At 26.6% G+C, this 13,345-nt stretch carries 14 protein-coding genes, 1 tRNA gene, 1 rRNA gene and 1 other RNA gene; all 17 read right to left on the bottom strand.

Annotated features, from left to right (window positions below; all coding sequences use genetic code 11):
• Positions 1 to 111 precede the first annotated feature (111 nt).
• Positions 112 to 1,029 carry a UTP--glucose-1-phosphate uridylyltransferase GalU gene (gene galU / locus I1959_RS03620; protein WP_092923848.1) on the bottom strand — a complete coding sequence of 306 codons (918 nt, stop codon included), beginning with the start codon at positions 1,027 to 1,029 and terminating at the stop codon, positions 112 to 114.
• A 175-nt stretch (positions 1,030 to 1,204) separates the two neighbouring features.
• Entirely contained in the window at positions 1,205 to 2,248 is a 1,044-nt protein-coding gene (locus tag I1959_RS03615) for an Ig-like domain-containing protein (protein WP_207733523.1), read from the bottom strand.
• Positions 2,249 to 2,954: 706 nt separating this feature from the next.
• Complete coding sequence (locus I1959_RS03610) at positions 2,955 to 3,488, bottom strand: glutathione peroxidase (RefSeq protein WP_092923842.1); 534 nt, start codon at positions 3,486 to 3,488, stop codon at positions 2,955 to 2,957.
• 37 nt (positions 3,489 to 3,525) lie between these two features.
• On the bottom strand, positions 3,526 to 3,843 hold the full coding sequence (gene trxA / locus I1959_RS03605; RefSeq protein ID WP_092923839.1) for a thioredoxin: 318 nt from the start codon (positions 3,841 to 3,843) through the stop codon (positions 3,526 to 3,528).
• Between the two features lie 21 nt (positions 3,844 to 3,864).
• Positions 3,865 to 4,761 (bottom strand): NAD(P)/FAD-dependent oxidoreductase, encoded by an 897-nt coding sequence (locus I1959_RS03600; protein ID WP_092923836.1) that lies wholly within the window; start codon positions 4,759 to 4,761, stop codon positions 3,865 to 3,867.
• Positions 4,762 to 4,804: 43 nt separating this feature from the next.
• On the bottom strand, positions 4,805 to 5,281 hold the full coding sequence (locus tag I1959_RS03595) for a glutathione peroxidase (RefSeq protein ID WP_092923834.1): 477 nt from the start codon (positions 5,279 to 5,281) through the stop codon (positions 4,805 to 4,807).
• A 145-nt stretch (positions 5,282 to 5,426) separates the two neighbouring features.
• Positions 5,427 to 5,858, bottom strand: coding sequence for a MarR family winged helix-turn-helix transcriptional regulator (locus tag I1959_RS03590; RefSeq protein ID WP_092923831.1), 432 nt, complete (start codon positions 5,856 to 5,858; stop codon positions 5,427 to 5,429).
• Between the two features lie 476 nt (positions 5,859 to 6,334).
• On the bottom strand, positions 6,335 to 7,528 hold the full coding sequence (locus tag I1959_RS03585; RefSeq protein WP_195237142.1) for a DHHW family protein: 1,194 nt from the start codon (positions 7,526 to 7,528) through the stop codon (positions 6,335 to 6,337).
• A 14-nt stretch (positions 7,529 to 7,542) separates the two neighbouring features.
• Positions 7,543 to 8,919, bottom strand: a complete 1,377-nt coding sequence (locus I1959_RS03580) for an MBOAT family O-acyltransferase (protein ID WP_207733522.1) — start codon at positions 8,917 to 8,919, stop codon at positions 7,543 to 7,545.
• Positions 8,920 to 9,171: 252 nt separating this feature from the next.
• Positions 9,172 to 9,645, bottom strand: a complete 474-nt coding sequence (locus I1959_RS03575) for a DUF4358 domain-containing protein (RefSeq protein ID WP_195237140.1) — start codon at positions 9,643 to 9,645, stop codon at positions 9,172 to 9,174.
• Positions 9,646 to 9,686: 41 nt separating this feature from the next.
• On the bottom strand, positions 9,687 to 10,538 hold the full coding sequence (locus I1959_RS03570; RefSeq protein WP_195237139.1) for a GDSL-type esterase/lipase family protein: 852 nt from the start codon (positions 10,536 to 10,538) through the stop codon (positions 9,687 to 9,689).
• A gap of 655 nt (positions 10,539 to 11,193) precedes the next feature.
• An RNA gene (gene rnpB / locus I1959_RS03565) (RNase P RNA component class A) lies at positions 11,194 to 11,535 on the bottom strand.
• Positions 11,536 to 11,683: 148 nt separating this feature from the next.
• On the bottom strand, positions 11,684 to 11,935 hold the full coding sequence (locus I1959_RS03560) for a hypothetical protein (RefSeq protein ID WP_195237138.1): 252 nt from the start codon (positions 11,933 to 11,935) through the stop codon (positions 11,684 to 11,686).
• Complete coding sequence (locus I1959_RS03555; RefSeq protein WP_195237137.1) at positions 11,910 to 12,182, bottom strand: DUF2812 domain-containing protein; 273 nt, start codon at positions 12,180 to 12,182, stop codon at positions 11,910 to 11,912. The genes I1959_RS03560 and I1959_RS03555 overlap by 26 nt, the downstream gene beginning before the upstream one ends.
• A 90-nt stretch (positions 12,183 to 12,272) precedes the next feature.
• Positions 12,273 to 12,602, bottom strand: a complete 330-nt coding sequence (locus I1959_RS03550; protein ID WP_092923816.1) for a PadR family transcriptional regulator — start codon at positions 12,600 to 12,602, stop codon at positions 12,273 to 12,275.
• A gap of 524 nt (positions 12,603 to 13,126) precedes the next feature.
• Positions 13,127 to 13,201: transfer RNA gene (locus I1959_RS03545), tRNA-Thr, on the bottom strand.
• A gap of 65 nt (positions 13,202 to 13,266) precedes the next feature.
• Positions 13,267 to 13,345: ribosomal RNA gene (locus I1959_RS03540) — 23S ribosomal RNA — on the bottom strand; the annotation flags it as partial.

Genomic DNA, 13,345 nt, shown 5'->3' with positions numbered 1-13,345 from the left:
TTAAAGCCTAGTCATAATATTTTTGCATAAATTTATGTCTAGGCATACTTAATAGTTTAAATATATATTATTGTTTTTAGTCTTTGTTTTGGAATTTAAATATATAAACTATTACTCTTTATCTGATGCTACTTCTTTATCTGATACTAATTCTTTTTTATCTTCTTCATTTACTATTTTTCTCATGTAGTTCATTAAATCATCTCTTAAGTTATCTCTTTTTAAAGCAAAATCTATAGTTGCTTCTAAGAACCCAAACTTATCTCCTACATCGTATCTTCTTCCTTCAAAGTTGTATGCATATATTGCTTCTTGGTTTCCTAAAGTCTTAAGAGCATCTGTTAATTGTATTTCTCCACCTTTTCCTGGCTCTTGATTTTCAAGTATATCAAATATAGCTGGAGTTATTATATATCTTCCAAGTATAGCTATGTTTGATGGAGCTTCTTCAACAGCTGGTTTTTCAACCATGTCCTTAACTTTATAAACTCTATCTTCTATGTGTTTAACATCTAATATTCCATATTTACAAGTATCTTCTTTAGCAACTTCTTGTACTCCTAATATACTTGTTTTGTACTCATCATAAGCACCTATTAATTGCTTTAAACAAGGAGTTTCATTGTCAACTATATCATCTCCTAAAAGTACTGCAAATGGTTCGTTTCCTATGAAACTTTTAGCACAATGTATAGCATGACCTAATCCTTTTGGTTCTTTTTGTCTTATATAGTGTATATTTACCATGTTAGATATATTTCTTACCATTTCTAACATTTCAGTTTTTCCTTTTTGCTCAAGTTCAAGTTCTAATTCAACAGACTTGTCAAAATGGTCTTCTATTGACTTTTTGTTTCTTCCTGTTATTATTAATATTTCCTCTATACCTGATTCTATTGCTTCTTCTATTATATATTGTAAAGTTGGTTTATCTACTATTGGTAGCATTTCTTTTGGTTGAGATTTTGTAGCTGGTAAAAATCTTGTTCCTAATCCAGCCGCTGGTATTATAGCTTTTTTAACTGTCATCGCATTTACTTCCCTTCATAAATTAATATAATAATTTTCTATTGTATATTTATCTGTAATGTTATTAACATTTTAATTATCATTCTATATTATACAACAATTTTCAATTTAATGAAGTTTATTTGATAAACTTTATACTAAATTATCTAGTTTTATCATTTAAAGTAATATAATGCTACTTCATATTCATAAATTTAATACCTATACCTATACCAAATATAGCTATTGATGTCATCACTTCTGGTGTTAATAAACTACTTTCTTCTTTATTTTCTTCCTTCTTTACTTCTTGTTTTTGACTTTTCTCTTTGCTGTCTTCAATTTTATCATCATCGGTATTTGTCACTTCATTATTAGAGTTATTTTTTTTATCTATATTTACTTCGTTTACATTTATATCTTTGTCTATATTATTATCTGTTATATTATCATTATCAACATCTTTATCATCGCTTGAATCTAAATTTTCACCTTTATTTGATTCTTGATTATTTTCTTGTTTATCATTATTTATTGATGATACATCTCCTCCCACTTGAAGATACTTATATGCTCTACCACCAAATACTAAGTGCTTCCCATCTTTGTCTACATTTTCTTCAAAGTTATAGTATAAGTTATAATCTTTAAAGCTTTCTAAATCATCCCACAGTACATTACCTTCTACATATTTTCCATTATCACTTATATAGTTTGGTACTATTTGCTTGTTATCTAGATTATCTATACTATTATATATTCTGTACTTATTTTCTATTATGCTCTCAGTTCCAAGATCTATGATTTGATTTGATATATTTACACTTTTTAGTTTTCCATTTGTAAATAAGTTTTTTATTTCACTTATATTTTCTATATTATTATTTGATAAATCTATACTTTCTAGATTCGTTGCATATTCTAGGCCTGACAGACTTTTTATATTTTTATTGCTTCCATTACCTGAGCTTATACTTTTAAGACTTTCTATTTCTGATTTTGTTACAGACGAGTTTATATCGCTTTTATCTAGTTCTTTATTTATTGCTCTTTTTAAATTTACATCGCTTATGTTTATAATCTCACTTATTTCTTTTTCATCTATTGTTTCTTCATTATTTTCTGGTTCTATATTTTCTAATTCTTTATAACATTTTTCCTCTGCATAAGAGTTAATTTCACTGATGCTAACCAATAAAAATATAGCAATTAACATTATTATGACCTTATTCTGCTTCACACGCTGATTCAATATTTATTCCTCCATAGTATCTTTTCTACCATTCTAGTATCTAAAACTTTATGATATTTTTATATATTAATTTTACGTATTGTAACTTTTATTATTTATAGTGAAATTATTAATTATAAAAAGCTCCACCAAATAATTTAGTTTATTCTTTTCACTTATACCTTTCATAATTAAATTATTTCATTCATTTTTTATTACTTGTTATTATATACTCTTATTATTCACTAACTATATCATTAGCCTTTTTATCTTTATCTACATTCATATTCTAAAAATTTTTATATTAACAAAGAAAAACAATACTACATTATGAAATATATGGTGAAAAGTATAATTAATATATTGTAAGCCTTATATTGCAATTAATTGATTTTGATTATATATAATCAAATAGTATAATCAAACTAGAATTACAATATAAAAACCACATTCATCTACTTATTAATAGTAAATGGATGTGGTTTTTATATTATTTTACTAAACTACTCCCAAGTTCGCATTATATTAATAATGCGAATTAAAAAATATTATTTTTATACAATAGATTTTAATGTAATAATTGTATTTTTCATTATACTTTTTTTATTTATAAAAATACTAAGTAATTTGACTTAGTATTTTGTTTTTATTAATACTTCTAGGTTGTATACTATTTTTATAATAATCTTTAAATTTACTTAAAGTATTAATTAATCTATTTAAGTAAGCTTTCAATATCTTTTTCTATCTTTTCTGGCTCACAAGTTGGAGAATATCTTTTTATTACATTCCCATTTCTATCAACAAGGAATTTAGTAAAGTTCCATTTTATTTCATCACCTTCTGTTGTGAATCCACCTTGCTTAAGCATAGCATAAAGACCTTCTGAAGCAGCATCTTCTTCTGCATTTGGAGCTTGCTCTCTTAAGTATTTGTATAACTCAGATGCATTTTCTCCGTTAACATCTATTTTAGCAAAAGTCTTAAAAGTAGTATTGTATTTAAGTTGACAGAAAGTTACTATTTCCTCATTAGTTCCTGGTGCTTGCCCGAAGAATTGATTACATGGGAAATCTAATATTTCAAACCCCTTATCATTGTATTTATCATATATTTTTTGAAGACCTTCATATTGTGGAGTAAATCCGCATCCAGTTGCAGTATTTACAATAAGTAATACTTTTCCTTCATAGTCTTTCATTGTAGCCTCATTGCCACCTATTTCTTGTACATTGAAAGTATATATCATATTTAATCTCTCCTTTTATTTTATTATTATAGATTTATTATTTGTTTAAGCAATTTTCTATTTTTTCAGCAAGAATTTCTTTTGGTGAGAACCCTACTATCATATCTTGCTTTTGACCCTCTTTGAAAATTGCTATTGTAGGTAGTCCAGCAACACCATACTCCTGTAGTATATTTACAGACTCATCTGCATCTACCTTTATAAATTTAACGCTATCCTTCATTTCTTCTGCTAAACTATCAATTATCGGAGATAGCATTTTACATGGACCACACCATGTTGCAAAAAAGTCTACAACAACAACTCCTTCGCTAATTTCATTTGCAAATTTACTTTCATTTATTATTTCAACCATTTTTGAACCTCTTATTCTTTTCTATAATGCAATTTCATTTATTTTATTTTTTGAACATCTTTTTAGCTCATCTATATATGACACAGCTGATAATGCAGCGATATTTCCTTCACCTGCTGATTTTATATATTGGTATGGAGTTCCAACAATATCACCAGCTGCAAAACATCCTTTTAAATTAGTCTGCATTTTTCTATCTACTTTTACATGATTTCCATCCAGCTCTAACCCTGGAACAAGTTGCCCTGGCGATATACTATCTCTAAGGATAAATATTCCGTCAGTATCTATTTCTGAATTTTTTAGAACTAACTTTTCTACTTTCATACTACCTTGTATTTCTAATGGAGTATCATTTATTATTTCTATTTTTTCGTCAACTTCAACTTCTTCTTTATACATTGGTATATAGTAAACCTTAGATGCAATTGTACCTATAAAGTTCGCCTCATCTTCATCATGCTTATTATAAGCAATTATTGCAACAACTTTATCTTTGTAAAGAGGAGCATCACAAGTAGCACAATATCCTACACCTTTACCTAAATATTCTTCTTCACCTTTAAATGTCTTTCCGAAATTAACACCAGTGGCTAATATTACAGCAGATACTTCATAAATCTTATCCTTTGCCATTAATGAGTAGTAATCTCCCATAGCATATATGTTGTTTATCTTTTCTTCTGTAATTTCTATATCCATTGACTCAAGATGGTTCATGAATTCATCTCTTATTTCTTTTCCACCTTTTCCATAGAACCCTAAGTAGTTATTTATCTTTTCTGCTTTAGTAAGCTTTCCACTAAGCTCTTTAGTTCCAAATATTATAAAACTCTTCTTTCTTATTTTGGCATTTAATGCTGCTGATAATCCAGCAGGACCACTACCTATTATAGCTAAATCATATCTTTCGCTCATATTATCTTCCTCCTCTTTATATTTTTAATAGAAAATACTACTTTTATGGTAGTAATTTTTCTATATCTTTTCTTATTTTACTAGGAGTTGTAGTAGGTGCAAATCTATCAACAACATTACCTTCAGCGTCTATAAGGAATTTAGTAAAGTTCCATTTTATTTTATTTCCTAATATTCCTTTTGCATTACTCTTTAAGTATTTATATATTGGATGTGCATTTTCTCCATTAACATCTATCTTTTCGAACATTGTAAATGTAACTCCATAATTTACAAGACAGAAGTCACTTATTTCTTTGTTTGAATCTAACTCTTGATTAGCAAATTGACCACAAGGGAATCCAAGTATTTCAAACCCTCTATCTTTATAGTCTTTGTACATTTCTTCAAGTTCTGTTAATTGTGGAGTAAGCCCACATTTACTAGCTGTATTTACAACTAATAACACCTTTCCTTTATACTCATCCATTTTAACTTCTACACCATTCATTTTATTTGCAGTAAAATCATAAAATTTCATAATATATCCCTCCAAATATTTTTAATTTATATAAATTTAATTTAATTCAATCGATTAGTATATAAAAATTAATATAATTGATACATGAAAGTATCAATGTAATCAAAGATGATGAATTCACTTAAAAAGTGAACTACATCTTTAATTATATAAAACCTTCTAATATCTTATCTAAATAATATTTAAGTTGAATAGCATCTTCTCCAGAAATTTTAGACTCGCAAAATACTTTTTCTGGAATTGTAATAGCTTCATCTTTAAGTTGTCTTCCATTTTCAGTAAGCTCAACAATTACAATTCTATCATCTTCTTTACTTCTGTACTTTACTATAAACCCCATAGACTCAAGCTTTTTTAATACAGGAGTAAGAGTTCCAGAATCTAAATGAAGTTTTCTTCCAAGTTCTTTAAATACTATCTTTTCCTCTTCCCACATTACAAGCATTGCAATATACTGAGTATACGTAAGATTGAATTTATCAAGATAAGGCTTATATAGCTTTATTATCTCTCTTGATAATGCATATAAAGGAAAGCAGATCTGGTTTTCCAATTTTAAAACATCGTATTTACCCATAGCAACCTCTTTCTTGTAATTATTTTAATTAATTAAAATTTAATTTAACTCAATTAATTTATCTTTATAATAATCGATATTTTTTTAGTTGTCAATAATAAAGTAAATATATTGTTGGTTTCCTATAAATTATTAATCATTTTTCTAATTCAAAAATTTCTTATTCGTGGATTTATTCTTTTACTAATATTAAAATCATAGGAATTGAGCTTAGTATAAATCTATCTCTTAATTAATAATTACTTCGTAATATATAACAATTGTGATTTAATTAGATTATATCATTATAGCTTGATTATTGATTATATATTTTACCTTATATTTATAAATAATAACGATAAAAAAAGATACTGTATATTAGCCATACAGTATCTAAATTAGTAGTTTGATTATATAAATTTTACCCTATATAATATAAAATAGTATTGTTTTTCTTTGTTAATACTTATCTATTATTATTTTACTTAAAATAGTATTTATATATTATTTAAAACTGGTGCTAATGTATTATCAGAGAAAAATGTATTAGCATTATATAAATAAAGCATATCAGTTACATTTTCTTTGTCTATTAATTTTTCTATATCTTCATAGAAATATCTAGGGTCAACCATTATTATCTCGCTAAAATAAGGAGTTAAAAACTGAACCATACTATTTGCATAAGAATCCTTAACTAATAATAGCTTTCTATCACTAGTTGATGTTGTACTTATCTTAACTAATGGATGGTTGCCTCCTAAGAATACTCCATACTTATCCTTAGTTTTTAACTTCTCACTATTATATATAGATGGTGCTTTTTTCTTTTCCTCAACATAATTAACTACTACTTGGTCACTATCGTCCTTTGGAATATATACATCTATAGTATCAGTATCCTTAGATGCAAATCCACTTTTTGAGTATAATGTTCCATAAAAATCATTAGCTACTGGTTCTATATTATATTCTTTTCCTTTATTATCTAACTTCATAGCTTTAGCAGTTTCTAAAAATCCATAATAAGCTCCTAAAGTCGTCCAGTGATGGTCTGTTTTATAGTATATATATTCATCCTTATGTTTATCTAGTGCATTATATGAATCTATAAAGTTTATTTTATTATCTAAAGATTTATTTAAATCATCTAAATATTTCTTTTGATCTAATACTGGAGCATATGTAGGTAATTTATCATCTAGTATGCTAATTGCATTTGGTGCTATAAACATATATTGATTTATATCCTTATGCTTTTTAGCAAAATCATTTATAGCTTTTATATTTTCATTTAAACTTTCTTTATCTGGCTTACTAAACTCTTCCATAAGATATCCATCATCACATATATATACTCCGTTGTTTTGTTTTTTCCCAAGCATTCTATCTATATGTGACTTTACATTTATAAAGAAATCTCTTCCTATAAATTGGTCTACCTTATACTTTTCATATTTTGTTGTAAATCTACCTTCTAATAGTCTCTCAAAGGTAAACTTTGGTTTCTTTGCAAGCATTCTATTTTCCGATTCTGAAAAGTCCTTATCCTTAGTTACAATATTTAATGTAAATACTAAAAATATAAATACTAAAAATACTATAGTTAAGACTTTAAAATATCTATTTTTATATCTAGTTTGTTTATATATTTTAGATTCATTTTTATTTTTTAAGCATCTTTTTTTCATAATAATCTCCCTTCCTAGAATCTAAAGTATAAGAAAGGATTGTAGGTTGCATTTACTAGATATGCCGTTGCTATAAATAGTATTATTAAATTTATAGCTATTCCTAGTATAATACCCCATTTTTTCTTATACACTATCTTTTGATATACCATGTTAACTATTGGTGTTGAACATAGTATTATAGGAATTAAAATTATTATATTAGTATAGAAATAATACATAAAAGTACTATCTATGATTGGATTTCCGTTTAATCCAAACATAACACTTATATACAAAAGTCCAGTTCCTAGATTATCATATGAGAAAAATACCCATCCTATCATAACTAATATCATAGTGTATAGATGTCTTATAAATGATGGAATGCTTTCTAGTACATTTTTTAAGAATATCTTCTCTATAAAAAGTATTACTCCATAGTATAATCCCCAAACTATAAAGTTCCAACTAGATCCATGCCATAGACCTGTTAAAAACCATACTACAAATAAGTTTCTAACTTGCTTTGGTATTGAACATCTATTACCACCTAGTGGTATATATACATATTCTCTAAACCAGCTTCCAAGACTTATATGCCATCTTCTCCAAAATTCTGTAACACTTTTAGATACGTATGGATAGTTGAAGTTTTCTATAAAGTCAAATCCAAACATTTTTCCAAGACCTATTGCCATATCACTATATCCACTAAAATCAAAGTATATTTGAAGTGTGTATGCTATTATTCCTAGCCATGATGTAAGCACTGAAATAGAGTTTATATCCATTGCTTGTACACTTGTAAATAACATACCTATGTTGTTTGCAAATAAAACTTTCTTTCCTAGACCTTGTATGAATCTTTCTGCACCTTCTCCAAATTTACTAACAGTTTCTTTTCTATTATCTATTTGGTAGTCTATATCAGAATATCTAACTATAGGTCCTGCTACAAGTTGTGGAAACATAGATACATAAAGTCCAAATGATATAACACTTTTTTGGACTTTTACCTTATTTAAATACACATCTACTACATAAGATAATGTTTGGAATGTGTAAAAAGATATTCCTATAGGTAAAGGTAGTTGTGAATAGGAAATATTTAAAGAAAATAAAGTATTTATATTTTCTATTAGGAAACCATAATATTTAAAAAATCCTAATATTCCTAAGTTAACTACTATTGTGAGTATAAATATACCCTTTGACAAACTTTTGCCTCTATGCTTGTCTATAATAAGCCCCATAATATAATCAAATATGGTTGTAAATATCATTAAAAATACATACACAGGCTCTCCCCATGCATAAAACACTAAACTTATAAGAAGTAATATAAAATTTCTAAAACTTCTAGGAGCTATATAATATAGCATTAGTGTTATAGGTAAAAAAGTAAACATAAAAATTATACTACTAAAAACCACACCTTTACCTACTTTCTATTTTCTTTATTTAATTAAATTAATCAATTTTTACTTAATACTATTACGTTTAAATATAAATATTTATTTAAAGCAAATTTCAAATCTTAATAAATATTAATTTAAAACTTTCTCATTTTATAAAGTATACGTTAATTGACTTTTATATCGATACAAATCATATATTTTGCATAATTTGCCATTTGTATATTGTATTTATTTTAAACTATATTACTTAACAATACTTTCTTTAAAAGCCTCTTTCATTTCTTCTGCCTTTGGTGATACAGCAAAAAATATGTACTTACCTTTAACTTTTAATTCATAATTATCTAAAAGCTCACATTGCTTTGGTCCATATCCACTAAAGCTTTCTAATTGTTTATTAACTCTAGAGTCTATAACATCTTCTATAGACTGAACTTGACTTTCATCCTTAACTTTTACTATTAACATCTCATCTACATCCATAGTAGACTTTGGAGTGTATAATATAAAACCATCTAAGTCATTTGAATTTAATCCATAGTATCTTTTTAAAGTTTTGCTATTTCCTTTTTCCATCTTATCTAAGCTAACTTTACTACTTATATCTTTTTCTATATCTTCTAGTTTCTTATTTTGATTAATTCCACATACGCTCATAAAAATCATAGAAAACATAACTACAAGAATCATTAGACTAACTTTTAATTTCTTTTTCAATATAATCACTTCCCTTATAGATTTGTCCATAAATGCTAATCTTATAAATTCATTTGTGATACCATAGAATTTAACCACAATTTATAAGCACTTGGTAGAAAGTGTATTCCATCTGGTTCATAATACTTAGAGTCTAAAGTACCTACATTTATATATCTAATTCCTAATTCACTACACATATTTTCTAATGCTATATTAAAACTATCTAAATTTTTAAGCATAGGTTGTTTGTTTATGGCTTTTTGTTGTACTGGGAAAATAGATGTTAGATAAATTTTAGAACTTGGTAACTTACTTTGAACTTCTTTGATTAGTTTTTCATAGCTTTTTATAAAATCTTTAGGATTACTGTATAATTCTAAGTCATTCATTCCATAAGTCATAATTACATTTGAAGGTGATAAATCTACTACGGTTGATACATCATCTTTTGCCTCTACAGTAGTTCTACCTTTATAGGCAACTACTGATGATCCACTTAATATCTCATACTCTGTAAGACCTTCCGCCCTTGAATCTCCCATTATAACTGAGTTTTCAAACAAAGTGCTATAGTCTACCTTCTTATTTTTATCTTTAGGTTCATTCTCTTCTTTTTTACGTTTAATATCATTTATTTCTTCTTGAATCTCTGTAATATTTTTACTTTCTAATCGCTTTACTGCTTTTACACCTGACTCTACTGTTTTATCACTATTAGCCATTTCAAATACTTCATTGCTATTAGTATTATCGTTGTTATTCTTGTCTTTACTTATTTCTTTACTATTACTAATTTTTTCATTACCTGAGTTTTTCATTTCTCCTCTAATTACTGTGAATAGGGCTAGTATAGCTACTAGTGGTAAAAATGTTGCTATTGCTACTCTTTTTTTATTAAGTTTTCTTTTCATAGTAGTTCTACCCTTCTCTTAGTTACTTTTTAATTATTATGAATTCTATTATAATATAAATAAAATTTTTTATTAAATGTAATTTTTTCTAATTCTAAATTTCTCAATTTAAAATCTATGTTTATATATTTTTTTATATAAACATTTCTGTATTGTTTATATTTATTTATATAATCGATTATCTAAATAAATATAATATTATCACTTTAATCTTTATTTAGATATAAGCATCACCTCTTGTCGAATTTTGTAAGTTGCAATGCTAATTATAAGGTAATACTTTTGGTTAGTAAAGGAACAAATTGGATAAACAATATGTCAGAAATGTAACAATTTTACCGGAAACTTTTTACAATAATTTAATTCAATATATTCTAACATATGTATAAATTTATACATATATTATCAATGCTTCTCTTGATATATAGCTCTATTTTAATATTAGATATGATATTTTAAAAAGATTATTTGAAATTTTAATAGAATATAGTTAATATAGATTTTTTTATTTTTCAATACATTTTACGTATAAGCTCTATAGTTTCTTTTAACCCCAATATTTATCCTCTTTATTTTTCGATATACTCAATTTAGTTTAATTGTTTTTTATATAAATTTGTGCAATAAAAAAACACTAGCTAAACTAGTGTTATAAATAATAAGCAAGTCTATAAGCGGAGTTCTGTATTTGACAATCATCTTTCTAGGCTTATTGTCACCAATAAACTCAAGCGGCCTACCAACCGGAGGGTACGAGCAATACCCTTTTTATCCTATTCTGGCCTTGCTCCAGGTGGGGTTTACACGGCTTTGCTAGTCACCTAGCAAACGGTGAGCTCTTACCTCACCTTTTCATCCTTACCACAAAAGTGGCGGTTATTTTCTGTTGCACTTTCCTTAAGATCACTCTCACTAGGCGTTACCTAGCACCCTGCTCTATGGAGCTCCGACTTTCCTCACGTAGCTAAAAGCTACCCGCGATTGTCTGGCTTACTTAATATTTAATTGATGTATATAATATATCATATATTATTATTTATGTCAAAATTTAAATTTTACCTATATTTCTATCATCTGGACTAATAATTAATTAGCCCTATAGGTATTATCTAATATTTTATATATACGTTTTAGAATTGCAATCATTAATTTTTAGCTGATAATATTGCTTTTTTCATCTTGCTTTTAATACACATACTACATGGTATTAAAGCTATAAAAAATCCAAAAGCTCCTCCTGCTATCATATAAACAATAAATTTTAGGCATTCATATACACTTGAATCTATTGCCATATTCTCCATTATATAAGCTATTAATCCTGATATTATCGCTATTACTACTGAGTAGATCGCGGTCTTTTTAACACCTTTATTCATAGCCTTGTATTCCTTCATAAGAAGTTACATGAGTCCATCCGCTTTCTTCTATCAATTCTATATAAGAATCTAAATCATCTTTATTTTCATTATAATCAACACAGTATATAAGATTTTGAGGTTCTCCTTTTACAAGCTTATAAGATAACTTCTCAAAACTCTCAAATATCCATCCTTCTTTAGCTAATTTTCCTAGCTTTTTCATTTCTTTTTCTTCCGCAAATCCTAATCCCATTGATGCTATATATTTTACATTTTTACTCATAATTATCACCTTTTTAATATCATTAATTTATTATATTTACCCTTTATAACTAATCTACATTATCATTAAATCGTTTTGATTTACTTATATCTATCTCTCTAATCTACTAAAGGCCTCTGCACCATGAAGAGCCATCTTATATCTTCTTTCTTTTTCCATAGTTATAACTTTTAGTCCTCTCTCTGTAAGCTTATATATCTTTCTTCTTCCTTCTTCTCCAGCTAATTCTATATAATCTTGTTCTTGCATCTTCTTTAGCATAGTATATAAGGTAGCAGGCCCTATTATAACTTCTTTTTCAGTCAACTCCTCTATATATTTACTAATTCCATAACCATGCATAGGTACTAATAATGCTAAAAGTATATAATACCCTGATTCCGTTAACTGCTCTTCTTGTAGTGAATTATTTCTACTCACTCTACTCACTTCCTTTCTATAGGTATAAACCTAGTTCAATATTTAATCTCTCTTTAGCTTTACATTTTTATTTTTTGCGCATATTCAAATATTTTTTCTACATGTTTAATGGAATCTTTTTTACCCATATTAACTATTGCTGATTCGTTTATTCTACTTATAACAGCTAACTTAACAACAAAACATAAATCAAAAATTATTATTAACGCTACCCAACCACTAATACCTATTTACTCCCACATAATCTACTCTTCTCTTTTACTTATATGTCTAGGTATTGATTAAACAATTTTACTATCTATACCTCTATATCATTAATTAATATATCCATTATTGATATATCTAATTACAATATATCATAATTAGATTATATTGTGTATAAATTTTATTATAAAACATAATTTATATATAATATTTATTTTTTATATAATATAAAACTCTATATTTTGATTTATCATTAGTTATAATATTGCAAGTAATTTATTATAACAAAAAAGACTATGTATAAATACATAGTCTTTTACTGGAGCTGGTGATAGGAATCGAACCTACAACCTGCTGATTACAAGTCAGCTGCTCTACCGTTGAGCCACACCAGCATATTATTTTTTTGATTAAGTTTAGTACCCTCAAAACTGCATATCATTTAGTCAATCATTTTATTTTGGTCAAGTCCTCGACCTATTAGTATCGATAAGCTAAATACATTACTGCACTTACACCTTCGACCTATCAACCAGGTA

Source organism: Romboutsia sp. 1001285H_161024_C4 (genome assembly GCF_015550185.1).
Classification (GTDB): Bacteria; Bacillota; Clostridia; order Peptostreptococcales; family Peptostreptococcaceae; genus Romboutsia_C; species Romboutsia_C hominis.
The sequence above is the reverse complement of the archived record's forward strand: the minus strand, read 5'-3'. Positions and strand labels throughout refer to the sequence as shown.

Excerpts from the sequence above, each read along its gene's own strand:
- I1959_RS03585 (WP_195237142.1), bottom strand. The coding sequence starts at position 7,528 with ATGAAAAAAAGATGCTTAAAAAATAAAAATGAATCTAAAATATATAAA.
- I1959_RS03595 (WP_092923834.1), bottom strand. The coding sequence starts at position 5,281 with ATGAAATTTTATGATTTTACTGCAAATAAAATGAATGGTGTAGAAGTT.
- galU (WP_092923848.1), bottom strand. The coding sequence starts at position 1,029 with ATGACAGTTAAAAAAGCTATAATACCAGCGGCTGGATTAGGAACAAGA.
- I1959_RS03610 (WP_092923842.1), bottom strand. The coding sequence starts at position 3,488 with ATGATATATACTTTCAATGTACAAGAAATAGGTGGCAATGAGGCTACA.
- I1959_RS03600 (WP_092923836.1), bottom strand. The coding sequence starts at position 4,761 with ATGAGCGAAAGATATGATTTAGCTATAATAGGTAGTGGTCCTGCTGGA.
- I1959_RS03580 (WP_207733522.1), bottom strand. The coding sequence starts at position 8,919 with ATGTTTACTTTTTTACCTATAACACTAATGCTATATTATATAGCTCCT.
- trxA (WP_092923839.1), bottom strand. The coding sequence starts at position 3,843 with ATGGTTGAAATAATAAATGAAAGTAAATTTGCAAATGAAATTAGCGAA.
- I1959_RS03570 (WP_195237139.1), bottom strand. The coding sequence starts at position 10,538 with ATGAAAAGAAAACTTAATAAAAAAAGAGTAGCAATAGCAACATTTTTA.
- I1959_RS03590 (WP_092923831.1), bottom strand. The coding sequence starts at position 5,858 with ATGGGTAAATACGATGTTTTAAAATTGGAAAACCAGATCTGCTTTCCT.
- I1959_RS03560 (WP_195237138.1), bottom strand. The coding sequence starts at position 11,935 with ATGAAGGAATACAAGGCTATGAATAAAGGTGTTAAAAAGACCGCGATC.
- I1959_RS03555 (WP_195237137.1), bottom strand. The coding sequence starts at position 12,182 with ATGAGTAAAAATGTAAAATATATAGCATCAATGGGATTAGGATTTGCG.